General features: G+C 67.0%; 25 protein-coding genes. 17 read left to right on the top strand and 8 right to left on the bottom strand.

Annotated elements, in window-relative coordinates; translation table 11 throughout:
• Positions 1-453 precede the first annotated feature (453 nt).
• A complete protein-coding gene (gene rpsT, locus OIM94_RS18375) occupies positions 454-717 on the bottom strand; it encodes a 30S ribosomal protein S20 (protein WP_010545371.1) in 264 nt (87 codons plus the stop codon).
• A gap of 97 nt (positions 718-814) precedes the next feature.
• Positions 815-1624: a bifunctional DNA-formamidopyrimidine glycosylase/DNA-(apurinic or apyrimidinic site) lyase gene (mutM, locus tag OIM94_RS18370; RefSeq protein ID WP_264608096.1), complete on the bottom strand. Its 810-nt coding sequence runs from the start codon at positions 1622-1624 to the stop codon at positions 815-817.
• Positions 1625-1713: 89 nt separating this feature from the next.
• On the opposite strand from mutM, the gene OIM94_RS18365 reads away from it, so the two are divergent.
• Genes OIM94_RS18365 through OIM94_RS18320 form a run of 10 tightly spaced genes read left to right on the top strand, consistent with a single transcriptional unit; the run spans position 1714 to position 11161 of the window.
• On the top strand, positions 1714-2445 hold the full coding sequence (locus tag OIM94_RS18365) for a class I SAM-dependent methyltransferase (RefSeq protein ID WP_264608095.1): 732 nt from the start codon (positions 1714-1716) through the stop codon (positions 2443-2445).
• A gap of 40 nt (positions 2446-2485) precedes the next feature.
• The gene (ubiB, locus tag OIM94_RS18360) at positions 2486-4018 is read left to right on the top strand and encodes a 2-polyprenylphenol 6-hydroxylase (protein ID WP_264608094.1); all 1533 of its coding nucleotides are present in this window, start codon (positions 2486-2488) and stop codon (positions 4016-4018) included.
• Positions 4015-5133 (top strand): hypothetical protein, encoded by a 1119-nt coding sequence (locus OIM94_RS18355; protein ID WP_264608093.1) that lies wholly within the window; start codon positions 4015-4017, stop codon positions 5131-5133. The genes ubiB and OIM94_RS18355 overlap by 4 nt, the downstream gene beginning before the upstream one ends.
• Positions 5130-6302: a bifunctional phosphopantothenoylcysteine decarboxylase/phosphopantothenate--cysteine ligase CoaBC gene (coaBC, locus tag OIM94_RS18350; protein WP_264608092.1), complete on the top strand. Its 1173-nt coding sequence runs from the start codon at positions 5130-5132 to the stop codon at positions 6300-6302. Before OIM94_RS18355 ends, coaBC begins: the two co-directional genes overlap by 4 nt.
• A 4-nt stretch (positions 6303-6306) precedes the next feature.
• A complete protein-coding gene (locus OIM94_RS18345) occupies positions 6307-7116 on the top strand; it encodes an alpha/beta hydrolase (RefSeq protein ID WP_264608091.1) in 810 nt (269 codons plus the stop codon).
• A 2-nt stretch (positions 7117-7118) separates the two neighbouring features.
• A complete protein-coding gene (dut, locus tag OIM94_RS18340; protein ID WP_264608090.1) occupies positions 7119-7565 on the top strand; it encodes a dUTP diphosphatase in 447 nt (148 codons plus the stop codon).
• Positions 7562-7939 (top strand): hypothetical protein, encoded by a 378-nt coding sequence (locus OIM94_RS18335; protein ID WP_264608089.1) that lies wholly within the window; start codon positions 7562-7564, stop codon positions 7937-7939. The genes dut and OIM94_RS18335 overlap by 4 nt, the downstream gene beginning before the upstream one ends.
• Positions 7936-8700 carry a HesA/MoeB/ThiF family protein gene (locus OIM94_RS18330; RefSeq protein WP_264608088.1) on the top strand — a complete coding sequence of 255 codons (765 nt, stop codon included), beginning with the start codon at positions 7936-7938 and terminating at the stop codon, positions 8698-8700. Before OIM94_RS18335 ends, OIM94_RS18330 begins: the two co-directional genes overlap by 4 nt.
• Positions 8701-8748: 48 nt before the next feature.
• Positions 8749-9768, top strand: coding sequence for an NAD-dependent epimerase/dehydratase family protein (locus OIM94_RS18325; RefSeq protein ID WP_264608087.1), 1020 nt, complete (start codon positions 8749-8751; stop codon positions 9766-9768).
• A gap of 46 nt (positions 9769-9814) precedes the next feature.
• A complete protein-coding gene (locus OIM94_RS18320; protein ID WP_264608086.1) occupies positions 9815-11161 on the top strand; it encodes a nucleotide sugar dehydrogenase in 1347 nt (448 codons plus the stop codon).
• 39 nt (positions 11162-11200) lie between these two features.
• Here the strand turns inward: OIM94_RS18320 and galU are convergent, their stop codons facing one another.
• The gene (gene galU, locus OIM94_RS18315; protein ID WP_264608085.1) at positions 11201-12070 is read right to left on the bottom strand and encodes a UTP--glucose-1-phosphate uridylyltransferase GalU; all 870 of its coding nucleotides are present in this window, start codon (positions 12068-12070) and stop codon (positions 11201-11203) included.
• Between the two features lie 114 nt (positions 12071-12184).
• On the opposite strand from galU, the gene wecB reads away from it, so the two are divergent.
• The 3 genes from wecB (at position 12185) to OIM94_RS18300 (ending at position 15447) form a co-directional block, all read left to right on the top strand.
• Positions 12185-13324, top strand: a complete 1140-nt coding sequence (wecB, locus tag OIM94_RS18310; RefSeq protein ID WP_264608084.1) for a non-hydrolyzing UDP-N-acetylglucosamine 2-epimerase — start codon at positions 12185-12187, stop codon at positions 13322-13324.
• 67 nt (positions 13325-13391) lie between these two features.
• A complete protein-coding gene (gene wecC, locus OIM94_RS18305; protein WP_264608083.1) occupies positions 13392-14690 on the top strand; it encodes a UDP-N-acetyl-D-mannosamine dehydrogenase in 1299 nt (432 codons plus the stop codon).
• A gap of 4 nt (positions 14691-14694) precedes the next feature.
• Positions 14695-15447 (top strand): metallophosphoesterase family protein, encoded by a 753-nt coding sequence (locus OIM94_RS18300; protein WP_264608082.1) that lies wholly within the window; start codon positions 14695-14697, stop codon positions 15445-15447.
• Between the two features lie 137 nt (positions 15448-15584).
• Here the strand turns inward: OIM94_RS18300 and OIM94_RS18295 are convergent, their stop codons facing one another.
• A complete protein-coding gene (locus OIM94_RS18295) occupies positions 15585-16163 on the bottom strand; it encodes an FKBP-type peptidyl-prolyl cis-trans isomerase (RefSeq protein ID WP_264608081.1) in 579 nt (192 codons plus the stop codon).
• An 85-nt stretch (positions 16164-16248) separates the two neighbouring features.
• Positions 16249-16455, bottom strand: a complete 207-nt coding sequence (rpsU, locus tag OIM94_RS18290; RefSeq protein ID WP_010545388.1) for a 30S ribosomal protein S21 — start codon at positions 16453-16455, stop codon at positions 16249-16251.
• 222 nt (positions 16456-16677) lie between these two features.
• Between rpsU and OIM94_RS18285 the strand changes: the two genes are divergently transcribed.
• The 4 genes from OIM94_RS18285 to OIM94_RS18270 all read left to right on the top strand — a co-directional run bounded on the left by OIM94_RS18285 (position 16678) and on the right by OIM94_RS18270 (position 21070).
• Complete coding sequence (locus tag OIM94_RS18285) at positions 16678-17415, top strand: response regulator (RefSeq protein ID WP_264608080.1); 738 nt, start codon at positions 16678-16680, stop codon at positions 17413-17415.
• A 29-nt stretch (positions 17416-17444) separates the two neighbouring features.
• Positions 17445-18692 (top strand): ATP-binding protein, encoded by a 1248-nt coding sequence (locus tag OIM94_RS18280; RefSeq protein WP_264608079.1) that lies wholly within the window; start codon positions 17445-17447, stop codon positions 18690-18692.
• 145 nt (positions 18693-18837) lie between these two features.
• Positions 18838-19692, top strand: coding sequence for an intradiol ring-cleavage dioxygenase (locus tag OIM94_RS18275; protein ID WP_413716407.1), 855 nt, complete (start codon positions 18838-18840; stop codon positions 19690-19692).
• A 91-nt stretch (positions 19693-19783) separates the two neighbouring features.
• Entirely contained in the window at positions 19784-21070 is a 1287-nt protein-coding gene (locus OIM94_RS18270; protein ID WP_264608078.1) for an MFS transporter, read from the top strand.
• Here OIM94_RS18270 and OIM94_RS18265 read toward each other — a convergent pair whose 3' ends face one another.
• The 3 genes from OIM94_RS18265 to OIM94_RS18255 form a co-directional block, all read right to left on the bottom strand.
• Positions 21071-21457, bottom strand: a complete 387-nt coding sequence (locus OIM94_RS18265) for a response regulator (RefSeq protein WP_264608077.1) — start codon at positions 21455-21457, stop codon at positions 21071-21073. It lies immediately after the preceding gene.
• 69 nt (positions 21458-21526) lie between these two features.
• Complete coding sequence (locus OIM94_RS18260; RefSeq protein WP_264608076.1) at positions 21527-23986, bottom strand: ATP-binding protein; 2460 nt, start codon at positions 23984-23986, stop codon at positions 21527-21529.
• Positions 23983-25137, bottom strand: coding sequence for an EAL domain-containing protein (locus OIM94_RS18255; RefSeq protein ID WP_264608075.1), 1155 nt, complete (start codon positions 25135-25137; stop codon positions 23983-23985). Before OIM94_RS18255 ends, OIM94_RS18260 begins: the two co-directional genes overlap by 4 nt.
• Positions 25138-25556: the final 419 nt, after the last annotated feature.

The following is a 25556-nucleotide window of genomic DNA, read 5'->3' as shown; positions in this document are numbered from 1 at the left end:
CGGTTGAACCTGAGTCACTACGACGCACCCTTCCTTCACGGGGATCACGATTCCCGCGTGCCAAAACCAATATCGATGTGAGGCTCATCGCAGCCGGTCATGCCCCCGGAGACGCGCGATGAACTCGTTGTTCCCGGCCATCACTGCAGCCGGGAGGTTCGTTGTAGGAAGCTCGAACTGAGTCGAGCAAGGGCCCCCCATGTAAACTTTCTGAAATAGTTTTGTTGACAGCCCGAACCCCTTGGAAATGCGTGGGGGTCACCAAATTGCGCAACTATTTCATGTATTTAACAAGGTAAAGGCCGATGCGGGACTACCCGAATCGACACGACTCGTGGATTCGCGCGATTCGCTCCCAAGGCAGGTTTGTTAACCATTTGTTGCAGCGCACATGCGCAAAAAGCCCCGCCGGACAGGTCCGGCAGGGCTTTTGATTACCGTTCGGTGACGGTGTTAGGCGAGCGCCTGGAGACGCTTGTTGAGGCGCGAGAACTTGCGCGCGGCCGTGTTCTTGTGGAGCACGCCCTTGGCGACGCCACGGGCGATTTCCGGCTGCGCAGCGGCGAGCGCTTCGGTGGCAGCGGCCTTGTCGCCGGCGGTCAGCGCAGCTTCGACCTTCTTGACGAAGGTACGGATGCGGCCGACGCGTGCACCGTTGATCTCGGCGCGGCGGTCGTTGCGACGGATGCGCTTCTTCGCTTGCGGCGTATTCGCCATTCGGTCTTGTTCCTGCTCGAAATGGGTGAGGCGCGGAAGCGAGCCCACGCCGGAAAGACGGGCCCCTTACCGGCTCCAGCGATTCGGGTCAATCCTTTCAGCGCTGGCATTTGCCACAATAGAAGGTGGAACGCCCCGAATCCACGCGGCGCTGTACCGGCCGCCCGCAACTGCACGGCTCGCCTTCGCGCCCGTAAACACGCCACTCCTTGGCGAAATAGCCGAGCTCGCCATCCGGCCGCGCATAGTCGCGCAACGTGGAGCCCCCTGCGCGAATCGCCGCCTCCAACACCTCGCGCACGGCCTGGACCAGTTTCTCGAGCTTGGCCCGGCCGATCGAGCCCGCGGGCTTGGTAGGCGCGATGCCGGACAGGAACAGCGCCTCGCACACATAGATGTTGCCGAGCCCGGCGACGATTCGCTGATCGAGCAGCAGCGCCTTCACCGGAGCGATTCGATCCTCGAAGGCCGCCACCAGATGCGCGGCGGTGAAGTCCGGCCCGAGCGGCTCCGGCCCCAACGCCTTGAACGCGGGCCAGTCCGCCAGCTCGGCGCTCGGGACCAGATCCATCGAGCCGAATCGTCGCGGATCGTTGAGCGCCAGCCGGTGCCCCGCGGTTTCGATCACCACATGGTCGTGCTTGCCCAGTTCGGCCGGATCGATCCGCCAGCGCCCGGACATGCCGAGGTGGAAGATCAGCGTGTCTGCACGGTCGGTATCTATAAGGCCATATTTCGCGCGGCGGGACAGGCCGGTAACGGTCGCGCCGGTGAGCCGCTGGCCGAGATCGACGGGGAATGGTCGCCGGAGATCGGCACGATTCAATAATACGCGCTCGATCCGCTGCCCCTCCAGCACGGGGGCCAGGCCGCGAACGGTGGTTTCTACTTCGGGAAGCTCAGGCATCTGGTGCTAGAGCTAGGAAGTGCGTGGCCGATTGTCACCTGCCCCTCAGCCCCCTTGGTTTGGCCGTCGCGTACCGCTAAGGCACCCCCATGCCCGATACCGTTTCCTTCGGTTACGAAGACGTCGCCCCTGAGGACAAGACCCGCCGCGTCGGCGAGGTGTTCTCGAATGTCGCCAGCAAATACGACCTGATGAACGACGCCATGTCGGGCGGCATGCACCGGCTGTGGAAGGACCGCTTCGTCCGCCGCGTGAAGCCGCGCGCCGGCGAGCATATCCTCGACATGGCCGGCGGCACCGGCGACATCGCCTTTCGCATGGCCGAGACGGGTGCGGCGATTACGGTTGCCGACATCAACCCGGAAATGCTGAGCGTCGGCGTCGAGCGCGCCGCCCAGCGCGGCATCGACGGGCTGGTGTGGACCGAGGCCAATGCCGAGACGCTGCAGTTCCCCGATCGCTTCTTCGATGCCTACACGATCGCGTTCGGCATCCGGAACGTGACCGATATTCCCAAGGCGCTCCGCGAGGCGCACCGCGTATTGAAGCGCGGCGGTCGTTTCTTCGTACTCGAATTCTCGACCACCCAGTGGCCGGGCTTCGCCGAAATCTATGACGCCTATTCGCACAAGCTGGTGCCGAAGCTCGGCAAGCTGCTCGCGCAGGACGAGGACAGCTATCGCTACCTGATCGAATCGATCCGCCGCTTCCCCGACATGCCCAGCTTCGAGCGGATGATCGCCGAGGCGGGCTTCCGCCAGACCAAGGTCGAGCCGCTGCTCGGCGGGCTCGTCGCGATCCACAGCGGCTGGAAGATTTGATGGCAGCCGCCGTTCGATCCTCCCTCGGGAGGATCTGGGCATGACCGCCCCCGCCGTCCATCTCTGGCGCCTGCTCAAATGGGGCCGCATCCTCGCGCGTCACGGCGCGCTGCGCGGCATCGAGCGCGACGCCAACACGCCCCGTCCGGTGCGCCGCCTCGCCCGCCTCGCCCGGTTGGGCGCGCGGGTGCCGGCCGTGCCCGCCTATGCCGATGCCTTCCAGGCGATCGGCCCCGCCGCGATCAAGCTGGGCCAGACGCTGGCCACCCGCCCCGATCTCGTCGGCGAGGAAGCCGCGCACGATCTGCTTCGCCTGCAGGACGCGCTGCCCCCCGTGCCGTTCGACATCATCCGCCAGCGGATCGAGACCAGCTATGGTCGCCCGCTTTCGGTAATGTTCGCGGAAGTGGAGGAAGCCCCGATCGGCGCCGCCTCGATCGCGCAGGTTCACCGCGCGGTGACCACCGACGGCCGCCGCGTCGCGGTGAAGGTCCTGCGCCCTGGCATCGAGAGCGACTTCGCCCGCGCCATCGACACCTATGAATGGGCCGCCGCCCAGCTCGAAGCCTATGGCGGCGAAGCGCGCCGTCTGCGCCCGCGGCTGGTCATCGAAAGCTTCAAGCGCTGGACCGCGCGCGAGCTCGACTTCCGCCGCGAGGCCGCCTCGGCCTCCGAACTCGCCGAGGGCATGACCGCCGAGCCGGACTTCATGGTGCCCCAGATCGACTGGCAGCGCACCACCGGCAAGGTGCTGACGCTGGAGTGGATCGACGGCATCAAGCTGAGTGACCGCGACGCGCTGGTCCGCGCCGGGCACGACATGCCGGGGCTGGCGGGCAAGCTGATCAAGGCGTTCCTCCGCCAAGCGATCGCCGAGGGTTTTTTCCATGCGGACATGCACCAGGGCAATTTGTTCGCCCTGCCCGACGGCCGCATCGCCGCGATCGACTTCGGCATCATGGGCCGGATCGACCGTCGCGCGCGGGTATGGCTGGCCGAGATCCTCTACGGCCTGATCACCGGTGACTATAAGCGCGTCGCCGAGATCCATTTCGAGGCGGGATATGTCCCCGCCCACCACAATGTCGCCGAGTTCGCCACGGCGCTCCGCGCGGTGGGTGAGCCGATGCGCGGCCTGCCGGTGAAGGAAATGTCGATCGGCGGCATGCTCGACGGCCTGTTCTCGATCACCCGCGACTTCGACATGATGACGCAGCCGCATCTGCTGCTGCTCCAGAAGACGATGGTGATGGTGGAGGGCGTCGCGCGCGGGCTCGATCCGGACATCAACCTGTGGGACGTCTCGGCACCATTCGTCCGCGAATGGATCCGCACCGAGCTGGGGCCCGAAGCCAAGGTCGCCGATCGCCTGATCGAGGATCTGCGGACCCTCGCCCGGCTGCCGGAGCTGGTCCGCAACATCGAGCGCCGCTTCCCCGCGCCGGGCGGTGCTCCGCCCGAGCCCCCGCTCCGCGAGATCCAGGTGGTGCGCGTCGGCGGCGGATGGCGCTATGCGCTGGTCAGCATCGTCGCCGCGCTGGCCGGCGTGGCCGGAACGCTGCTGCTGAAATGACCGCGCGCACGCGCCGCGTCTGGACCCTCGCGCCAAGCCGCTTCGCTGCCCTGACGCGGGGCCGCGCGCGGCTGGCCTGGGTGGCGGTGCTGCTGCTGATGCTCGCCTCGCTGACCGCGCTGGCCGTGCCTGCGCTCACTGGCGATGGCGATGCGGCGGTACGGACCGCGGATCGTATGACCGATCTCGGCCTGTACGAGCGCGTCGTCGCCCACATGAAGGGCGGCGATCCCTATTATGTCGCCGCGAGCGATGCGATGCGCGCAGGCGGCTATCCGCTCCACCCGTTCCTGACGATGCGGCTGCCGGCGCTTGCCGCGCTGGAGGCGCTGCTGCCGGGCTGGGCAAGTGTCACGCTGCTGCTGGGCCTGGCCGCGCTGACCGCGGTCGCCTGGGCTTCGCGCATGGGCGTCGCGCTGACCGGGCTGTTCCCGCGCGCGGTGCTGGTGCTGCTGATCGCCACCTCGATGCTGGCCTTTTTCCAGCCCGGCCTGGTGCTGTTTCATGAGATATGGGCCGGGTTGCTTGTCGCGCTATCGCTCGCACTGCGGCGGCCCGGCCGCGCGCTGGAGGCGATTGCGCTCGGTTTTGCGGCGATGCTGATCCGCGAGACCGCGGCGCTCTATGCGATCGTGATGCTGATCTTCGCGTGGCGCGAGGATCGGCGTGGCGAGGCTCTTGGCTGGGGCATCGCGCTGCTGCTGTTCGGCGGGGTGCTGGCGCTCCACGCCCATGCGGTGGCGGGCGTGACCGGGCCGCTGGACCCGCAATCCGCCGGCTGGGCATCGCTCAACGGTCCGGGCTTCTTCGTCCGCGCGCTGGTCACCGCAACCGCGCTGCAGGCGCTGCCGATGATGGTGGGTTCGCTGCTTGTCGCGCTGGCGCTGCTGGGCTGGGCAAGCTGGGACGATGCGCTCGGGCTGCGCATGTTCGCGCTGCTGATCGCCTATGGCACGGCGATCTCGCTGTTCGCACGGCTCGACAATTTCTACTGGGCACTGATGATCGCCCCGGTTGCGCTGGCCGGCCTGGTCTTCGTGCCCGATGCGCTGTCGGACCTGTGGCACCGCGCGCTCGACAGGCGGCGGATCACGATTACAACGGTGACGCCATGAAGCGCATCCTGCTCATCGTCGGCGGAGGAATCGCGGCCTACAAGGCGTGCGAACTCGTCCGCCTGTGCCGCAAGGCCGGGATCGGGGTAACCTGCGTACTGACCGAAGGCGGGCAGCATTTCGTCACGCCGATGACGCTGGCGGCGCTCTCCGAGAATCAGGTCTACACCACGCTGTGGGATCTGAAGGACGAGGCGGAAATGGGCCATATCCAGCTCAGCCGCCAAGCCGATCTTGTGGTTGTCGCGCCCGCCACTGCAGACCTTCTCGCGCGCATGGCCGGCGGCATCGCCAGCGATCTGGCAACGACACTGCTGCTCGCCACCGACAAGCCGGTGCTCGCCGCACCCGCGATGAACGTGCGGATGTGGGGCCACGCCGCCACCCGTCGCAACGTCGCCCTGCTCCGCGCCGATGGGGTGACCGTGCTGGAGCCGGACGAAGGCCCGATGGCCTGCGGCGAATTTGGCCCCGGCCGCCTGCCCGAGCCGGAGGCAATCCTGTCGGCCATCCAGCAGGCGCTCTCGCCGGTGGAGCAGCGCCTGGACGGCCGGCACATCCTCGTCACCGCCGGCCCGACGCACGAGCCGATCGACCCGGTGCGCTACATCGCCAATCGGTCCTCGGGGAAGCAGGGGTTCGCAATTGCCGGCGCACTCGCCGCGCTCGGCGCCCGCGTCACGCTGGTCGCGGGCCCGGTGACCCTGCCCACGCCGCCGGGAGTCACGCGCATCGATGTGGAAACGGCCCGCGAAATGGCCGCAGCCGTGGACGCCGAGCTGCCCGCTGACGCCGCGGTCATGGTGGCCGCGGTGGCCGATTGGCATGTCGAGGCGGCAGCGCAGAAGCTCAAAAAGGGTGATGCCGCCCCCCTCCTGCATCTTGCGCAGAATCCTGATATCCTCGCCGGCCTGGCGCAGGGACCGCGCCGGCCGCGGCTCGTGGTGGGCTTCGCGGCGGAGACCGAACGAGTAGTCGAACATGCCGTCGCGAAACGAACGCGCAAGAACGCCGACTGGATTGTCGCCAACGATGTTTCGGGCGATGTGATGGGGGGTGAAGCCAATGCCGTCCACCTCATCACCGCATTTGGCGTCGAATCCTGGGAGCGCGCCTCCAAGGCCGACGTCGCCCGCCGCCTCGCCGAACGGATCGCCGATGCGCTGTAAGCCTTTGTCGTCCCTGGCCGGGCTCGCGCTACTCGCTGGCTGCACGACCCCGCCGGCCGCAGCGCCCCACCTTGCCACCAAGGCCGAGCCGGCACTGAACCTGCACGCGCGCACCTTCGGTGCGAACGCGCCGGATATGGTGAAGACGCTGGTCGTCGTCCTGCACGGCGACGGCAGCGCCGAGACCCGCAGCGACCATTATCGCTTCGCCGAGGCCGTCAGCCGGACGATCCCGAACAGCGCCGCCTTCGCCCTGCTGCGCCCGGGCTATGGCGATTCCGCCGGCAACCGCTCGCCCGGGCAAGCCGGCCTCGGCTATGGGGACGATTACACGCAGGAACGCATCAACGCGGTCGCCCAGTCGATCGGCATGCTGCGCCAGCGTTTTGCCGCCGCGCGACTGATCCTGGTCGGCGACTCCGGCGGCGCCGCGATTGCCGCCGACATTGCCGGGATGCGGCCCGATCTGCTCGACGCGATGGTGCTGGTCGGCTGCCCGTGCGCCCTGCCCGAATGGCGCAAGGGCATGCAGAAGCAGCGGCACGGCACCGCCTGGGCCACGCCGGTGGCGAGCCTCGATCCGCTGAAGACCGCCGGCGGCGTGATGCCCGGCATGCGCGCCGCGGTGCTGGTCGGCCTCGACGACAAGATCACGCCGCCGGCCCTGTCCCGCGCCTATGCCGAAGCCCTTGCGCTTCGCGGCATCGCTACCGATCTCAGGATCGTCCCCGGACGGGGACATGATTTGCTCAACGATCCCGAAGTGTTGGCCGCCACCACCCGGCTGGCGGCGGCACTTCCCACGAAAGGCTGACCTTGCTGCCGCCGATCCGCATCGCGATCCAGCGCCTGCCCCATGGCGAGAACCTTCCCCTCCCCCGCTACGCCACCGACGGCGCCGCGGGTATGGATGTGGTTGCCGCCGAAGCGCTGACGCTGGCCCCCGGCGCCCGCCATGCCGTCGCCACGGGCTTCGCCATGGCGATTCCCGCCGGCTATGAGGTGCAAGTACGCCCACGTTCCGGCCTGGCGCTCAAGCACGGCATCACCTGCCTCAACACGCCGGGCACGATCGACAGCGACTATCGCGGCGAGGTGAAGGTGATCCTCGCCAATCTGGGCAGCGAGGACTTCCCGATCGCGCGCGGCGACCGGATCGCGCAATTGGTGCCGGCGCCGGTGCAGCGTGCCGACCTCGACGAAGTGCACAATCTGGACGAAACCGTGCGCGGCACCGGCGGCTTCGGCTCCACCGGTCGGTGATCGGCGTCATCGCCCTGGGCATGGCGCTGCAGGCGACGCCGCCGCGCATCGACTGGCAATCGCTGCCGCCGCTGCCCTATCGCAGCGAGCCTCAGATCACGCCGGAGATGCTCGGCTTCGTCGCGAGCGAGGTGGTTGCCCGCAAATGCCCGCTGGCCATCGGCCCGGGGTTGACGCTGAGCGTCGACGTGGCGGTGCTGGTCGATACGCAGGACAATATCCGCACGACGGTGCCGCGGGCGATGCAGTGCCCCTCGATCGAGCAATATGCCGCGGCGATGGTGGCGGGTGCAGCGCGCGGCAACCTGCTGCCACGCATGGCCGGCGCCGACCAATGGTATCGCGCGACCGTCACCTTCACCTGGCCGAAATGACACTGTCCGACGAGGAGTTGGAGCGCTACGCCCGCCACATCATCCTGCGCGAGGTGGGCGGCACCGGGCAGGCGAAGCTCAAGGCAGCGCGGGTATTGGTGATCGGGGCGGGCGGCATCGGCGCCCCGGCGATCCAGTATCTCGCTGCCGCGGGGGTGGGCGCGCTGACGATCGTCGACGACGATGTGGTCGATCGCTCCAATCTGCAGCGCCAAGTCCTGTTCGCCACTGCCGACATTGGCGCGGGGAAGGCGGAGACCGCCGCCAAGCGCGTTACCGCAATCAATCCCAACGTCGCCGTGACCATCGAGGCCCGCCGCCTGTCCGGCGAGGACGCGCCCGCCCTTCTTACCGCCCATCACGTCGTGCTGGACGGCACCGACAATTTCTCGACCCGCCTCGCGGTCGCCGATGCGGCGCTCGCTGCGCGGGTGCCGCTCGTCTCCTCGGCGGTCGCCGAGTTCGAGGGCCAGCTCGGAACCTTTCGCGGCTGGGAGGCCGACAAGCCCTGCTATCGCTGCTTCGTCGGCCAGGATCCCGAGCGCGAGGGTGTCAGCTGCTCCGAACAGGGCGTGCTGGGCGCGCTGACCGGCATCCTGGGCAGTCTCGCCGCACTGGAGGTGATCCGCGCGATCACGCCGTTCGGCGACGACACCGCCGGCAAGCTGCTGCTGGTCGACGCATTGGCCCTTCGCTTCCGTACGCTCCACTTGCCCAAGGACCCCGGCTGCCCGGCTTGCGGCACGGGAACGGTCCGGTAAGGAGCGCCGGGCTAGGGAACACCGCCCCGCCAATCGACAGGAACCACCATGCCCGAACCCACCGCCTCTTCCCCCCGCGTGCTCGTCACCGGATCGGCCGGGTTCATCGGCTTTCATACCGCCAGCCGCCTGCTCCAGGCGGGCGCCACGGTGCTCGGCATCGACAATTTTTCGGACTATTATGACGTCGCGCTCAAGGAAGCGCGCAACGACATGCTGTCCAACCACCCCAACTTCCAGGTGGCGCGGATCTCGATCGAGGACCAGAGCGCGCTCGCGGCGGCCTGGGGAGCGTTCGAGCCGGACGTCGTGATCCACCTCGCCGCGCAGGCCGGCGTGCGCTTCAGCATCGAGCAGCCCGCCAGCTATATCGGCGCCAACGTCATCGGCACGTTCAACCTGCTCGAGCTGGCACGCCACCATCCGGTGCGCCACTTCCTCGCGGCGTCCACCAGCTCGGTCTATGGCGCCAATACCGACATGCCGTTCGGCGAGACCCAGCGCACCGCCACGCCGATGAGCCTTTACGCCGCCACCAAGGGCGCGACCGAGCTCATGGGCCACAGCTATGCACACCTGTTCCGCACGCCGATGACCTTCTTCCGCTTCTTCACGGTCTATGGCCCCTGGGGACGGCCGGACATGGCGCTGTTCAAGTTCACCCGCGCCATTCTCGCCGGCGAGCCGATCGACGTGTACAACAATGGCGAGATGGTGCGGGACTTCACCTTCATCGACGATCTTGCCGAATCGATCGTCCGCTTGATCGATGCCGTGCCGGGCGAAGTGTCCGTCGAGGGCGACAGCCTCTCCCCCGCCGCGCCCTTCCGGATCGTCAATATCGGTGCCGGTCGCCCGACCCCGCTGATGGACTATATCGGCGCGGCCGAGAGCGCGCTGGGACGCACCGCGATCAAGAACTTCCTGCCGATGCAGGCCGGCGACGTGCCGGCGACCGAAGCATCGTCGGATCTGCTGCGCCGCCTCACCGGCTACGCCCCCTCCACCACGCCGGCGGAAGGTGTCGCCAAGTTCGTGCGTTGGTATCTGGAGCATTATCAAAGCTGAAACCGGCGCTGGTGCATGAGGGCCGCTCCCGAATGGAGCGGACCACATGACCTTTGAATGGCCGGCGCACGGACTGACGCTGCAAGCCCGGATTGAAAGCCGCACGGCGACGATCGGCGTGATCGGCATGGGCTATGTCGGCCTGCCGCTGGCGGTAGCATTCGGCGAGGCCGGGTGCTCGGTCCTCGGCTTCGACCTCGATCCCGAGAAGGTCGTCGCGCTCAACCGCGGCGAGAGCTATATCAAGCACATCCCCGGCGACCGTATCGCGCCGCTGGTCGCCGAGCAGCGCATCGCCGCCACCGCCGATCTCGACCGGCTGGGCGAAGTGGACGTGCTGCTGATCTGCGTGCCAACGCCGCTCACCCGGCATCTCGAGCCGGACCTCAAATATGTCGAGCACACCACGCGTGCGATCGCGCGGAGCCTGCGCAAGGGCCAGTTGGTGATCCTTGAATCGACCACCTATCCCGGCACGACGCGCGAGGTGATGCAGCCGATCCTAGAAGCCGACGGGCTGATTGCCGGCCGCGACTTCTTCCTCGCCTATTCGCCCGAGCGCGAGGACCCCGGCAACCCGACCTTCTCGACCACCAAGATCCCCAAGGTCGTCGGTGCCGACGACCCTGCCTCGGCCGGGCTGGCGATGGCGCTTTACCGCCACATCGTGCCGCAGGCGATCCAGGTGTCCTCCGCGGCGACCGCAGAGGCGGTGAAGATCACCGAGAACGTGTTCCGCGCGGTCAATATCGCGCTGGTCAACGAACTGAAGCTGATCTTCACCGCGATGGACATCGATGTGTGGGAAGTGATCGATGCGGCCAAGTCCAAGCCGTTCGGCTTCATGCCCTTCTATCCGGGCCCGGGGCTGGGCGGGCACTGCATCCCGATCGACCCCTTCTACCTCACCTGGAAGGCGCGCGAGTACAACCAGCACACGCGCTTCATCGAGCTGGCAGGCCAGATCAACGCCGACATGCCCCAGCACGTGATCCGCGTGCTGGCGGACACGCTTGACGCACGCTTCGGCCGGGGCCTGCGCGGCGCGCGCGTGCTGGTGCTGGGCGTCGCCTACAAGAAGAATGTCGACGACATCCGCGAAAGCCCGTCGCTGCGCCTGATGGAGCTGATCGAGGCGCGCGGCGCCACCGCCGACTTCCACGATCCGCACGTCGCGCAGATCAACGGCACGCGCGAGCACCCGACGCTCAACTATCGCCAGGGCATCGCCTGGGACGACGCGGCGATCGCCGGCTATGACGCGGTGCTGATCGCGACCGATCACGACGCGGTCGACTATGCTGCGCTGGCTGCTTCGGCCAGGCTGGTGATCGACACCCGCAACGCCTGTGGCAAGGCGGGCGTGACGGGCGAGAACATCGCGCGGGCCTGAGGCGGCACGCCGGATGGTCCGGCGCGCCGCCTGGCTGATTCAGCCCAGCGCCTTCACCGCGAAAGCGCGAACCGCCGGCTCCAGGTCCGGGCGCGAGAGCGCAACGGCGAGGTTGGCCTGGATGAAGCCAGCCTTGTCGCCGCAGTCGTACCGCGTGCCCTCGAAGGTGACGCCGTGGAAAGGCTGGTCGCCGATCATGCGCTGCATGGCGTCGGTCAGCTGGATCTCGCCGCCGGCACCCTTGCCCTGGTTTTCCAGCACACGCATCACCTCGGGCTGCAGGATGTAGCGGCCGATCACCGAGAGGTTGGACGGTGCGGTGCCCGGCGCCGGCTTCTCGACCAGCCCCTTCACTTCGGTGAGGCTGCCGTCCTGCGCGCCCGGCGTGATGATGCCGTAGCGGTGGGTCTGATCGTCGGGGACGATCTCGGCGCAGATCAGGTTGCCGCCAACCTTGTTGTAGGCGTCGACCATCTGCTTGAGGCAGCCCGGCTTGCCGAACATGAAGTCGTCCGGCAGCAGCACCGCGAAGGGCTCGTCGCCCACGATGTCGCGCGCGCACCACACGGCATGGCCGAGGCCCATCGGCTCCTGCTGGCGCACATAGGCGATGTTGCCCGGCTTCAGGCGCGTTCCGTCGAGCACCTCCAGCGACTTGCCGCGCGCGGCCATCGTCGCTTCGAGTTCGTAGGCGATGTCGAAATGATCCTCGAGCGCCGACTTCCCGCGGCCGGTGACGAAGATCATCTGCTCGATGCCCGCTTCCACCGCCTCATCGACGGCGTACTGGATCAGCGGACGATCGACGACCGTCAGCATCTCCTTCGGCATCGCCTTAGTGGCGGGCAGGAATCGCGTTCCGAGACCGGCGACCGGAAACACGGCCTTACGCAGCGGCTTGATCGTCATAACCCCCCTCGTGACGTAGAAACTGGTGCAGTGCGGCATAGCGATACACGGCACGTGTGGCAAACGTCCCGAACTGGTAATGGTTCGGTGAGGGGATGAGGCTATGCAACGATCATGACACAAACCCGCAAAAAGCTGTTCGTCGTCTTCGGCACCCGCCCCGAAGCCATCAAGCTTTTTCCTGTCATCCGCGCGCTTGCCACCACGCCGGGACTGGATGTTGCAACCTGCGTTACTGCGCAACATCGTGGCCTGCTCGATCAGGTTCTGGCGATCGCAGGCATAACGCCGGACATCGATCTGGACGTGATGACACCCGGTCAGTCGCTTGATGCGCTCACTGCGCGGCTGCTCACCGGCATCGGCGGCGCCTTGGACGTCGTGCGGCCGGATCGGGTGATCGTGCAGGGCGACACCGCCACGGCGATGGTGGGGGCCTTGGCGGCCTATTACCGCAAGATCCCCGTCAGCCATGTCGAGGCGGGGCTGCGCTCGGGCGATATCTATCAGCCCTGGCCCGAAGAGGTGAACCGCCGGATCGTAGCGCCGATCGCCGACCAGCATTTCGCGCCGACCGAGACGGCGGCGGACGCGCTGCGCGAGGAAAATGTCGCGCCCGCCACGATTCATGTGACCGGAAACACCGTAATCGACGCGCTGCTCGCCACGCGGGATCGAATCGCCACCGATCCCACCTTGGCCGCCGGTCTGGACCCCATAGCGGCCCGCTTCGCCGGCAAGCGGATCGTGCTGGTGACCACCCATCGCCGCGAGAATTTCGGCGGCGGCATGAGCGCTATCGCCGAGGCGATTCGCCGGATCGCGGCGCGGCCGGACGTGGCAATCCTGTTCCCCGTGCATCCCAATCCGAACGTGGTCGGGGTGATGGACGCGGCCCTTGGCGATCAGCCCAACATCGCGCGAATCGATCCGCTCGATTACCCGCACTTCATCCGCGCGCTTGGCCTTGCCCATCTGGTGCTGAGCGATTCAGGCGGGGTGCAGGAAGAGGCCCCCGCGCTGGGCAAGCCCGTCCTCGTCATGCGCGAGACGACCGAGCGGCCCGAAGGCGTTGCCGCCGGCACCGCGCGGCTGGTCGGCACCGACACCAACCGGATCGTCGACGCGGTCGGCGAGTTGCTCGACGATGATCAGGCCTATGCCGCCATGGCGCGGGCGCACAACCCGTTCGGCGACGGCCATGCCGCCACCCGGATTGCCGGCATCATCCGCGCGGGGTTCGGCCTGGGCTGAGCCGCCTTCCGATATTTTAACCCCTCTCTGCCAAGGTCGCGGCTCCTGAATTCGCGCGGAGTTTGCGATGCTTGTGACGACGGAGCCGAAGGTTGCGGTGCTCGGCCTCGGCTATATCGGCCTGCCGACGGCGGCGGTGATCGCGCGCACCGGTGCGCAGGTGCTGGGCATCGACGTGGACGCCCACGTCGTCGAGACGGTGAACTCGGGCCGCGTCCATATCGAGGAGATCGACCTGGACGGCCTGGTCTCCGGCGTCGTCGCGCGCGGCAATCTCCGCGCCTCGCTGGCGATCGAGCCGGCGGACGTGTTCGTCATCGCCGTGCCCACCCCGTTCGGCGCCAACCATGCGCCGGACATCGGCTATGTCCTGCGCGCTGCGACGAGCATCGCAACCGTGCTGAAGGCCGGGGACGTGGTGATCCTGGAATCCACGTCGCCCGTCGGCACTACCGAAAAGGTTGCCGCACTGCTGGCCCAGTTGCGCCCCGACCTCAAGGTACCCGGCCACAGCGCGGGCAGCGCCGACATCGCCATCGCCTATTGCCCCGAACGGGTGCTGCCCGGCCGCATCCTCGTCGAGCTGATCGAGAACGACCGGGTGATCGGCGGCATCACGCCGCGATGCGCGCGCAAGGCATTGCATTTCTATCGCCGCTTCGTCCGCGGCGCCTGCGTGACCACCACGGCGCGTGCCGCAGAGATGACCAAGCTCACCGAGAACGCCTTTCGCGACGTCAATATCGCCTTTGCCAACGAGCTCTCGATCCTGGCCGAGGGCATGGGCGTCGATGTGTGGGAGGTGATCCGCCTCGCCAACCGCCACCCGCGCGTCAACATCCTCTCGCCGGGCCCCGGCGTAGGCGGCCATTGCATCGCCGTCGACCCCTGGTTCCTCGTCCACTCCAACCCCGAGCAGAGCCCGCTGATCCGCACCGCCCGCGAAGTGAACGACGGCAAGGTCGCGCACAGCATCGCGCGTGCCGAGGCGCTGATCGCCCGGTTGCCGGGCGCGCCGATCGCCTGCCTCGGCCTCGCCTTCAAGGCCAATATCGACGATTTCCGCGAGAGCCCCGCGCTCAAGGTCGCGCAGGCGATTGCGGAGGCGCATGGCGCTCGCGTCCGGATCGTCGAACCCTATGCGCACGCGCTGCCCCCCGCCCTCGCCGACACCGGCGCCGTGCTGACCGATATCGACAGCGCGATCGAAAGCTGCCCGATCTTCATCGTGCTGGTCGATCACGACCTGTTCAAGTCGGTGCCGCTCGACGAACGATCGGGCAAGCTGGTGTACGACACCCGCGGCATCTGGCCCGACCAGCCTGCGCCGGACAGCATCGCGAGCGGTCTGCGGCTCGCCGGCTGACGGCATGTTGCGCGCGCTATTCCGTCGGACCGAGCCGCCCGCCTATGCCGTGCCGGCCCATACGCGCGTCTACGCGATCGGCGACGTCCATGGCCGCCGCGATCTGCTCGAGGCGCTGCTCGCCCGCATCGATGCGGAGCGTGCCGCCAGCCCCCGCACGGTCGACCACCTGATCCTGCTCGGCGATCTGATCGATCGCGGTCCCGATTCGCGCGGCGTCCTCGATCTGGTGCTTGCGCGACTGGCCCAGGATGCCACGCTGACCGTGCTTGGCGGCAACCACGAAGCGATGCTCGTCACCCTGCTCGAAGGCGACATGTGGCATCTTGAATCCTGGCTGCACTTCGGCGGCGAGGAATGTGCGACGAGCTACGGGCTGGACCCGATCGCGCTGCTGGCCGAGCCCGAGCGGGCCGCAGAGCGGCTGCGCGCCGCGATCCCGGGCGCACACCAGACGCTGCTGCGCAACCTTCGCGATTCGGTGCAAGTCGGCGACGTGCTGTTCGCCCATGCCGGCATCCGCCCCGGCGTGGCGATCGACGCACAGGATCCGCAGGACCTGCGCTGGATCCGCCTGCCCTTCCTGCGCAGCACCGCCGATCACGGCGTGCTGGTCGTTCACGGCCACACCGTCGTCGGCGAGCCGGAGGTTCACCCGAACCGGATCGCCATCGACACCGGCGCCAGCGCGACCGGGCGCCTCACCGCCTTGTGCCTTGACGGCAACGACCGCCGCTTCCTCGACACCAGCGGCTGACGCAATCGCCCGCCCCCTCACCATCCGCAGCCGGAGCAACGGGCGGAACGGCAGCAATCGCACTTCCAGCACGACGACATACGAAAAAGCCCGCGAGGGTCGCTCGCGGGCTTTCGAAAATGCTTGGTCGGAGCCGCTTACTGGCCAGCAGGCTCGCCGGCGCCCTGTGGGATGCCGCCCTGCTGCTGCATCATCTGGCGGATGACCGCGGCGGGTACCAGTTCCTGCATGTTCACGTCGAAGATCAGCACCTGATCGGACAGTTCGTTCTGCTGGCCACCTTCGGCGCCATAACCCAGCTTCGGCGGGAGCCAGAAGCGATAGCGCGAGCCCTTCTTCATCAGCTTAACACCCTCGGTGAAGCCCGGAATCATCGGCTGGCCGATCTGGAAACGCATCGGCGTCTTGGGCTGGAATTCCTTGCCGTTGCGCAGCGTCCCGCGAATTTCGAGGACGACCCCGTCCTGATCGGACGGCGTGACGCCGCTACCGGCCTCGATCACCTGATATTGCAGGCCAGACGGCGTGGTCTGGATGCCCGGCTGGTTCTTGTGCCACGCAAGAAAGCCGTCGGCGTCGAGATGCGACGAGACGGGCGTGCGGGTACCGCTCCACGCGAGCGCGAAGGCAATGGCGGCCGCCGCCAGCACCCCCAACCAGATCCAGAGCTTATAGCTACCCTTGACGGGATGGAGCGGAACGGCGGTCACCGACATGATCGGACTCCGGCGGGAACGCGGGTTCCCGTTATGAAGGAAGAGAAACGTCGGCGCGCGCTATGACACGCGCGCCGGGCAGGCCTCAACGGGCGCTGTCGCGCTCCATGCGCTTGCGCTCCAGCTTGCGGGCGCGGCGCACAGCGGCGGCACGCTCGCGCGCGCGCTTTTCGCTGGGCTTCTCGTAGTGACGGCGCAGCTTCATCTCGCGATAGACGCCTTCACGCTGCAGCTTCTTCTTGAGCGCCCGCAGCGCCTGGTCGACGTTGTTGTCGCGAACGATGATTTGCATAAAGTCGTACAGCTCCGATCAAACTCAATAGCAAGGGGCCGCCGAAACCATAGTTGCGGCGTCGAACGGGCCTCCTATCAGCGCTCTTGCGATTCTTCAAGCAAAAGCGTGCACCGCCGGTCGCGGCGGAGTGTTGTTGCCGGAAAGCCACGCCCACCGTAGATTACACCAGATTGCAGGGCTGCAACCCGCCCGATAGATTTGCCCGGCAATAGCCCTTCCATGATGCAGTTAGCTCACGCCGTGGACCTCGAAACCCGTCTCCTGATCGTCGACGACGACCCCGGAATTCGCGAACTCACCGCCGCGTTCCTCTGCCAGCACGGCTATGTCGTGGACACGGCGGAGGATGCGACCTCGATGCGCGCCGCCCTTGCCGCGAACGACTATGCGCTCGTCGTGCTCGACCTGATGATGCCCGGCGAAGACGGTCTTTCGATCCTGCGCACGATGGACCGCCAGACGGGTCCGGCGGTCATCTTCCACTCGGTGCTGAGCGAAGATATCGATCGCATCGTCGGCCTGGAAATGGGTGCGGACGATTATGTCGCGAAACCCGCCAATCCGCGCGAGTTGCTGGCCCGCATTCGATCGGTCCTGCGCCGCTTTGCCACGACGCCTGTAGCCGCCGGTGCACCGGAACGCAGCTTCCTGCGCTTTGCCCGCTGGCGGCTCGATCCGGTGGGGCGACAGCTCTATGACCCGGACGGGGTGCTGATCAACCTTTCGGACGGCGAGTTCCGGCTGCTGCTCGCGCTGGTCGAGCGGCCGCGCCGGGTACTCACCCGGGATGCGCTGCTCGACTATTCGCGCGGCGCCCATGCCGAGCATTTCGATCGCGCGATCGACGTGCAGATGAGCCGCCTGCGGAAGAAGCTCGCGCGCCCGGGTGACGACGAACTGATCCGGACGATCCGCAACGAAGGCTATATGTTCGTGGCCGAAGTCACCACCAAGTGATTCGGAAGCCCGTCTCCATCGTCGTACCCATGATGCTGTTCGCCATCACCTCCGCGGCGGTGGTGATGCTGGTGCAGTTCGCGATGGTGTTTCGGGGGCCGCCGCCCGGCTTCGGCCCCGTCCCGATCGCGCGGATCGCGGATGCGTTGCGCACGGGTCATGCCCCGGTCACCGCGCACGGGCAGACGCTGATCCTGCGCTTTTCGGAAGGCGACCGCTTCGGGCGAAGCGAGGAACGCGCCTTCCCGGACCGCGACCGGGCCATTGCCGGCCTCATCCCCGTGCCCGCAGATCAGATCCGCGGCTATTATGAATGGCCGGTCCATGATCCGGACCAGGATATTCACGGCAGTTTCTCGATCGGCCGGCGTACCGAAAAGGGCTGGCTGGTCGCCTCGGTCAGCCGGGCGCCGGGGCTCGGCCGCTGGCGGATCGCGATTCTGCAGTGGATGCTGGTGACCCTCGTCATCCTGTCGCTGCTCGCATGGGCGGCGGCGCGGCGAATCTCGCGGCCGATCCGCCGCCTGGCGGAAGCGGCGAAGCGCGCACGGCTGGGCGCGCCGGAGGCGATCCCGCTGCAGGGCCCGCGCGAGATCCGCGATCTTGGCAAGGCGATGGAGGCGATGCAGACCCGCATCCTGCAGCAGGCCGAAAATCGCACCGTGATGCTCGCTGCGATGGCGCATGATCTCGGCACCCCCCTCTCCCGCCTCGCCTTCTGGATCGAGCAGTTGCCCGACGCCGCGCGCGACCGCGCCGTTGCCGACATTGACGAGATGCGGGCAATGCTGGCTGCGACGCTGCGCTTCACCCGCGACGATCGCGCGCACGGCGAAATGGTGCGCCTCGATTTGGGCAGCGTGATCGAGAGCCTGGTTGATGATCTCGGCGCGGCCGGCAACGCGGTAACCGTCGACCCCGGCCCCCGCATGGTGCTGGTCGGCGATGCCCAGGCGCTGAGGCGGCTGTTCGGCAATCTCGTCGAAAACGCGCTGCGCTACGGCCGGGCAGCCGAGATCTGGTGGGCGGTGGAGGACGGCCATGGCGAGATCCTCGTCGACGACAAGGGCCCGGGCTTCGACCCCTCTCGTGCCGAGAAGCTGTTCGCACCGTTCGTCCGCGGCGAAAGCTCGCGCAATCGCGCCACGGGCGGCACCGGGCTGGGGCTGGCAATCGTCCGTTCGATCGTGGAGCTCCACGGGGGCGAGGTGATGCTGGAGAATCGGCCCGGCGGCGCTGGGGGCCGGGTTCGCGTCCGCCTGCCGCTTGCAAACTGACGCAACATTCCGCCACGCGCTGATATCGGGGGGCGATCCGCCCGCTTCATCCTGCCTTCACGAACAGGAGGGAAGCTTGCAGGATATCCACCAGAACGGGCATGACGACACGCACGATCACGGTCTCGCACTGGATCTGCGGGCGATGAACGCGCTTTCCAGCCGCCGACGGGCGCTCGGCTGGTTCACCGGCGCCGGTACCGCCGCCATCCTGGCGGCCTGCGATGGCGGATCGAGCAGCAGCGGCACCGCCACGACGGCAAGCGCCACCCCCACCCCGACGCCGACCCCCACCAGCACACCGACGCCGACGCCGACCCCCACCGCGACGACGAGCGGCAGCTGCGTCGTCGATCCCACGGAAACCAACGGCCCCTATCCCGCGGACGGCACCAACAGCTCGTCGGGCGTCACCTCGAATGCGCTCACTGCCTCCAACGTGGTGCGCAGCGACATCCGCGCCAGCTTCATCGGCAGCTCCACCACCGTCGCGGCCGGGGTACAGCTGACGCTCACCTTGACGGTGGTGGACGTGAACAGCGCCTGCGCCCCGCTCGCCGGCTATGCGGTCTATATCTGGCACTGCAACCGGGACGGGAAATACTCGCTCTACGACCTGCCGAGCGAAAGCTATCTTCGCGGCGTGGGGGTTACCGATGCCAATGGCAAGGTGACGTTCACCACGATCTTCCCGGGCTGCTATTCCGGGCGGTGGCCGCACATCCATTTCGAGGTGTTCTCCAGCCTCGCCACCGCGACCAGCGGCCGATACGCCACGCTCATCTCGCAGCTGGCGATGCCGGCGGCGGCGTGCAGCACGGTCTACACCTCCGCCAGCGGCTACAGCACCAGCCTCACCAACCTGGCCAGCATCTCGATCGCCCGCGACAATGTGTTCGGCGACAATACCGCCGCCCAGATCGCGCAGCAGACGCCGACGCTGAGCGGCAGCATCGATGCAGGCTACACCGCAACCGCGGTGATCGGAATCGCGCGCTGAGGCTATCTCGCGCGATCGACGTCGCCCGCCGAGGGGAACGCACCCCCTGCACGTGCCTTTCCGGCGGGCGACGCTCTGCTATAGACGGGCCATGGCCTCTGCTTCCGCACCCGCGCTGGACCGCGGCACACGATTGCGGTCGATCCTTGGCGGATCGGCCGGCAACCTGGTCGAATGGTATGACTGGTATGCCTATGCGGCGCTGGCCAGCTATCTTGCCCCCCATTTCTTCGCACCGGGCACCGCGCAGGATCTGAACGCCTGGATCGTGTTCGCCATCGGGTTCTTCATGCGGCCGATCGGCGGATGGCTGATGGGCGTCTATGGTGATCGGCATGGCCGCAAGGCGGGCCTCCGCCTTTCTGTTACGCTGATGTGCGCCGGCTCGCTGATCATCGCGCTGACGCCGGGGTATGCCGCGATCGGCAGCTGGGCGACCGCGGCACTGGTGATCGCACGCCTGCTCCAGGGCCTGTCGCTGGGTGGCGAATATGGTGCCAGCGCGACCTATTTGTCGGAAATGGCAGGGCGGCGGCACCGCGGGTTCTTCTCCAGCTTCCAATATGTCACGCTGATCTCCGGCCAGCTGGTCGCGCTCGTGGCGCTGCTGGCGCTCCAGGCGATACTGCCCGAGGCGGATCTGCGCGCCTGGGGCTGGCGCCTGCCCTTCGCGCTGGGCGGCGCGCTGGCGCTGCTCGTCTACTGGCTGCGCCGCCGACTGGCCGAAACGCGGAGCTTCGCCAATCGGGACCGTGCGGCCGCGTCGGGCGCCTTCGCGCTCTTTCGCCAGCATCCCCGCGAAGCACTGCTCGTCCTGCTGCTCACCGCCGGGGGCACGCTCGCCTTCTACGCCTATACCATCTACCCGATCACCTTCCTCAAGAAGACTGCCGGCTTCTCCGATGCGGCGGCGACGCAGGTGAATGCCGCGGCGCTGTTCGTGTTCATGCTGGTCCAGCCGCTGGCAGGCGCGCTGTCCGACCGGATCGGCCGCAAGCCGCTGATGATCGGCTTTGGGGTGCTGGGCCTGCTCTTCACCTACCCCATCTTCGTGGCGCTGGAGGGCGTCCGCGACGGCCGCACGGCGTTTTTGCTGATGACGGCAGCATTGCTGATCGTCACCGGCTATACCGCGATCAACGCGGTGGTGAAGGCGGAGCTGTTCCCGGCGCATATCCGCACCCTCGGCGTGGCGCTGCCCTATGCGCTGGCCAACGCCCTGTTCGGCGGTACCGCTCCGTCGGTGGCGCTGTGGTTCAAGCAGGCAGGGTGGGAGCGCGGCTTCTACTGGTACGTCACCGCGATGATCGGAATTTCGCTCGTCACCTATGCGACGATGCGCGACACCGCCCGCAACAGCCGCATCGCGGAGGACTGATCAGGCGAGGATCGCGCCGCCGCGCCGCGCGAGTACCCGGCCGATCGCGTCGAACAGCGCATCCATCGCGACGGGCTTGAACAGCACATCGTCGGCGCCAGTCACCATGCAGCGTTCCCGCAAATCGACGGCCGTGTCCGCGGTGACGACGATGATCGGCAGTTCGGCCTTGGCGTCCTGCCGCGCGCGAATCCGCCGGATCGTCTCGAACCCGTCGGTACCGGGCATGCGCAAGTCGACCAGAACGATATCGAACGTTTCGGAATCGATTCGGGCCAGGCCTTCCTCGGCCCAGGCAGCCTCGGCCATCGTCGCGCCGGCAACGTCGAGCATATCCTTGACAACGCGGCGATTCATCGGGTCGTCCTCGATGAACAGGATGTTCATCGCGGAGTGCCCGCCAGGGCAGGTACCAACGTTTCGGCCACAGTCTGCATGTCGAAGTGTGTTATCGCCTTAAGCCGCTTGCGTTACAAGCGGGTCTTTCCCCACAATGTCCATTGTCCGCGCAGAGGCAGGAACGGCCATTTCCAGCAATTCCGCTCCGGCGATCGGCTTTTCTATAACCTGCGTTATACCGGCGTCCATAAATTGCGTTGCGCCCGAAGCAGTGCCTTTAGCCACCAGCAGCGTGGCAAGGATCTCGGGCTGGGCCCTGCAAAGAGACGCAATAGTTTCCAACGGGTCGAGCGTTGCGGTGGCGAGGGCGGCCTCGTCAATGATCAGTGCCGCGAACTGCTCCAAATCGAGTAGCTCGAGCGCTTCCTGGGCATCGGCGGCGAAGTGCAGCCGCGCCACCGCCTTCTCGAATACGGCGCGGAGCATCGCCCGCGTGATGGGATTACGTTCGAGGATCAGCACCCCCCCCGCCCCCGAGGGCGCATCCTGCGCCGCCGCGGGCGCATCGGCGTACGCCAGCGGCAGGTCGAGGGTGAAGGTGGAGCCTTGCCCGGGGATGCTCGACACCAGGATCGTGCCGCCCAGCGCCTGCGCGAGGTTGCGACAAATGGTCAGCCCAAGGCCGGTGCCGCCATATTGCCGGGTCGTGCTCGAATCCGCCTGGCGGAAGCTCTCGAAGATGTCATCGAGCTTGTCGGCCGGAATGCCGATGCCGGTGTCGAACACCGCGATCTGCAGTCGATCGGCCATGCCCTCCGCAGAGGTGGTCGCGCGCAACCCGATCTGCCCGGCGGCGGTGAATTTCAGCGCGTTGGACAACAGGTTGAAGAGCAGCTGACGCAGGCGGCTGGGATCGCTCACGATCCATCCCGGCGCGGCGGCAAGATCGCTGACGAAGCCGAGGCCCTTGGCGGCAGCCGGCTCCGACCAGAGGCGCACGACCTCGTTCGCCAGCGCGGCGAAGTCCATCGGCACCGGGTCGATGGTCAAATTGCCGCTTTCCATCTTGGCGACGTCCAGAATGTCGTCGACCAGCGCACGCATGGTGAGGCCGGCGCCCTGCACCACCTCCAGCCGTTCGCGTACCGCGCCGGCGAGGGTGCGGTCCGCGAGCATCACCTGCGTCATGCCGAGAATGCCGTTGAGCGGCGTCCGGATCTCGTGGCTGGTGGTGGCGAGAAATTCGGTCTTGGCCTGCAGCGCCTTTTCCAGCGCCGCATTGGTACCGGCAAGCACGGCGTTGGCGGCGCGCACCTGGTTCCGGCTGCGACGGATCGTGAACAGGCCTACGCTTAGCAGCACGATGACGATCAGCGTCGCCGCGCCCAGCGACAGGAACAGCGCGCGCTGGAACTGCGCTGCCTTGCGCAACTGCTCGGTCTTGAGCCGCTGGATCGTGAGTTCCTGGTTCGCATAGTCGAACCGGGCCGCCATCAACGCCGCACTATTGGTGGTTGCGACCTTCGCCGCCTCGTCGCTGAGCCGCTTCAGCGCCTCGAGATGACGCAGCGCCAGCCCGTTACGGTCGAGCCGACGATAGATGAGGTAGGCATAGAGATGGGGCGTCCGATACTCCTGGGTCGTGGTGGCGAGATCCATCCCCTCGAAGGTCTTGCCGATAAGGCCGGCGGCCCGCGCCGTGTCACCCTGCTCGTTCGCCAGCCTGGCAGCGGTCGCATTCAACAGCCGACGCAACCCGCTGGTATCGCTGCCGTTCGCAAGCGAAAAGGCGCGGTTCAGCGTTGACTCTGCACCATCCAGATTGCCCGATTCGACCTGGCTTCGCGCAAGATTGTCGAGAATGCGCACTTCCAGAAACGTCTTGCCCAGTTTCCGCGCCAGCGCGATCGCCATCGTATATTCCGCGGTCGCCTCGCGATACCGATCCAGTGCGAGCAGCACGTTGCCGCGGCTGTTGTGCAGCGTCAGCGACAGGATGTCGTCGCCCCCGTATAGCAGGGAGGCCTGCCGGAAATAACGTTCGGCACGCCGTTCGTCCGTGGCGAGCGCGTAGAGCGAACCGATCGATTGCAGCGCCAGCGCCTGACTTCGCACTTCACGCAATTGCTCGAAGACGCGATACGCGCTCTGAAACGCCGCAAGCGCATCGGCGGCCTGGTCGCGCATCACGTACAGATTGCCCAGCACCAGCAGCAGGTCGCCCTTGAGCCGCACCGGACCCGGAATTTGCGCTACGGTGCGCTGCGCTTCTTCCAGCGAAGCCTTGGCGGCATCGACCTGATCGGTCCGCAGCTGCAGTTCGGCCCGCAACCACAAGGCCGTTCCCAGAATCAGCGCACGTTCGGCGGGATCCGCATTCCGCTTCCCCGCCAGTTGCACCCGGTCGATCAGCGGAACGGGGTCGGCGGACTGATCGACGATGCGGTCCTTCGCCTGGCTGACGAGCGCGGCAACCTCCTTCGGGAGCTGCTGCGCGCGCGCGGCGGAAACGCCACCACACGCCATCGCTGCCGCGGCAACAAGCCAGGCGAGACCGCGCCCGCCCCGTGCGCTCACGCGCGCTTCCAGGAACTTCCGGACCGAAGAAATACCGGGCGGCTGGCCATGGTCTCGACCAGGCGGTCCTGTTCGCCGAGATACGCGCACAGCGCGCCGAACGGCACCGGTCGCGAGATCAGATAGCCCTGCACCAGATCGCAGCCCATCACGCTGAGCAGCGCGAGCGCCGCCGGCGTCTCCACGCCCTCCGCGGTGACCTCCATCTCCAGCGCGTGCGCCAAATCGATCGTCGAGCGGACGATCAGCGGATCGCGATGGCTCGAGGTCAGCTGCGTGACGAACATCTTGTCGATCTTCAGTTCCTTGGCAGGAAGCTGCTTGAGATAGGCAAGGGAGGACAGGCCGGCGCCGTAATCGTCGATCGCAAGCACCACGCCGTGATCGGCGAATTGCTGCAGGTGGCGAATGGCGCTCTCGGGATCGCGAATGACGGCCGTCTCGGTAATCTCGAAGCCGAGCTTGGCCTCCGGATTGGCCGTGATGATCGCGCAGGCCTCGTCGATGAAGCCCGTGTCGGCGAGAAGCATGCCCGAGATGTTGAGGAACAGCGGAATGTCGTGCCCGCTCGCTGCCAGCGCGCGCTGATCCGCGATCACCTGGCGGAGCGTCCAGAGCGTGAGCTCACCGATCTGGCCGGACTCCTCGGCAGCGGCGATGAAGTCGCCGGGAAGCACCAGCCCGCGCTCGGGATGCTGCCACCGGATCAGCGCCTCCGCGCTTGCCACCTGCTGCTGGCGGACATTGATCTTCGGTTGATAGTGCAGGAACATCTCGCCGTCTTCGATCGCGCGCGGCAATTCCGCGATGAGCGTCAGGCGATCGATCGAGCCGCCCGCAACGGACAGGTCGATCATGCAAAGGCCGCCCTCGCTCCCGGCGCGGGCCAGCGCAGCTTCGGCAGCCTCTAGCAGACGAAGCGGGTCGGGCGCCTCGCCGGATATCCATGCGGCACCGATTTCGAACTCGATCCTGGCGCGAAGCTCCAGGGCGCGCTGCGCGGACAGGATGCCGATACGCAGCGCATCCAGTTGCGCAGCCGCGTCCGCCGCATCCGCCGCAACAAAGCTGAGTTCGATCAGATCGCGTCCGGCAGCTGCCGATTCAGTGGCCTGAAGCGCAGACTGCAGATGCGCGGCGATCGCGGACATCGAATCATGCAGGCACATTTTTCCCAAAATGCGCCGCACTGTCTCGAAATTGGTCACTCGGCATAGTGCCGAAACCGTCAAGCCATGGCTCACCGAATGCCCTCCCGCCGCCTGCTCCGGCCACACACCGGATAAAGGACAGTTTCGTGAAAAACTACTGGTTGCTGCAGAACTCCGCTGAAAAACCGGTAGTTGCAGCGATTTGGCAATTTCCGCCCCGCCCTGTCCGTCGCTGCGCCCCCCGTTCTACGCGCCGAAATCCGACGATACCGGCACGTTGATAAACGAATGGTAAATGCAAACCTTCACGAGAGCGCATACATACCCTCCGCAGATTCCCCGATTGCGGAAACGTAAATTTTTCATTAACGAAATGACTTGCGCGTAACAGCGCAGAAATGGGAGCCAAAAAAATGACC

Source organism: Sphingomonas sp. R1, from assembly GCF_025960285.1.
Classification (GTDB): Bacteria; Pseudomonadota; Alphaproteobacteria; order Sphingomonadales; family Sphingomonadaceae; genus Sphingomonas.
The sequence above is the reverse complement of the archived record's forward strand: the minus strand, read 5'-3'. Positions and strand labels throughout refer to the sequence as shown.

Excerpts from the sequence above, each read along its gene's own strand:
- rpsT (WP_010545371.1), bottom strand. The coding sequence starts at position 717 with ATGGCGAATACGCCGCAAGCGAAGAAGCGCATCCGTCGCAACGACCGC.
- mutM (WP_264608096.1), bottom strand. The coding sequence starts at position 1,624 with ATGCCTGAGCTTCCCGAAGTAGAAACCACCGTTCGCGGCCTGGCCCCC.
- OIM94_RS18365 (WP_264608095.1), top strand. The coding sequence starts at position 1,714 with ATGCCCGATACCGTTTCCTTCGGTTACGAAGACGTCGCCCCTGAGGAC.
- ubiB (WP_264608094.1), top strand. The coding sequence starts at position 2,486 with ATGACCGCCCCCGCCGTCCATCTCTGGCGCCTGCTCAAATGGGGCCGC.
- OIM94_RS18355 (WP_264608093.1), top strand. The coding sequence starts at position 4,015 with ATGACCGCGCGCACGCGCCGCGTCTGGACCCTCGCGCCAAGCCGCTTC.
- coaBC (WP_264608092.1), top strand. The coding sequence starts at position 5,130 with ATGAAGCGCATCCTGCTCATCGTCGGCGGAGGAATCGCGGCCTACAAG.
- OIM94_RS18330 (WP_264608088.1), top strand. The coding sequence starts at position 7,936 with ATGACACTGTCCGACGAGGAGTTGGAGCGCTACGCCCGCCACATCATC.
- OIM94_RS18325 (WP_264608087.1), top strand. The coding sequence starts at position 8,749 with ATGCCCGAACCCACCGCCTCTTCCCCCCGCGTGCTCGTCACCGGATCG.
- OIM94_RS18320 (WP_264608086.1), top strand. The coding sequence starts at position 9,815 with ATGACCTTTGAATGGCCGGCGCACGGACTGACGCTGCAAGCCCGGATT.
- galU (WP_264608085.1), bottom strand. The coding sequence starts at position 12,070 with ATGACGATCAAGCCGCTGCGTAAGGCCGTGTTTCCGGTCGCCGGTCTC.
- wecB (WP_264608084.1), top strand. The coding sequence starts at position 12,185 with ATGACACAAACCCGCAAAAAGCTGTTCGTCGTCTTCGGCACCCGCCCC.
- wecC (WP_264608083.1), top strand. The coding sequence starts at position 13,392 with ATGCTTGTGACGACGGAGCCGAAGGTTGCGGTGCTCGGCCTCGGCTAT.
- OIM94_RS18300 (WP_264608082.1), top strand. The coding sequence starts at position 14,695 with ATGTTGCGCGCGCTATTCCGTCGGACCGAGCCGCCCGCCTATGCCGTG.
- OIM94_RS18295 (WP_264608081.1), bottom strand. The coding sequence starts at position 16,163 with ATGTCGGTGACCGCCGTTCCGCTCCATCCCGTCAAGGGTAGCTATAAG.
- rpsU (WP_010545388.1), bottom strand. The coding sequence starts at position 16,455 with ATGCAAATCATCGTTCGCGACAACAACGTCGACCAGGCGCTGCGGGCG.
- OIM94_RS18285 (WP_264608080.1), top strand. The coding sequence starts at position 16,678 with ATGATGCAGTTAGCTCACGCCGTGGACCTCGAAACCCGTCTCCTGATC.
- OIM94_RS18280 (WP_264608079.1), top strand. The coding sequence starts at position 17,445 with ATGATGCTGTTCGCCATCACCTCCGCGGCGGTGGTGATGCTGGTGCAG.
- OIM94_RS18275 (WP_413716407.1), top strand. The coding sequence starts at position 18,838 with ATGAACGCGCTTTCCAGCCGCCGACGGGCGCTCGGCTGGTTCACCGGC.
- OIM94_RS18270 (WP_264608078.1), top strand. The coding sequence starts at position 19,784 with ATGGCCTCTGCTTCCGCACCCGCGCTGGACCGCGGCACACGATTGCGG.
- OIM94_RS18265 (WP_264608077.1), bottom strand. The coding sequence starts at position 21,457 with ATGAACATCCTGTTCATCGAGGACGACCCGATGAATCGCCGCGTTGTC.
- OIM94_RS18255 (WP_264608075.1), bottom strand. The coding sequence starts at position 25,137 with ATGTCCGCGATCGCCGCGCATCTGCAGTCTGCGCTTCAGGCCACTGAA.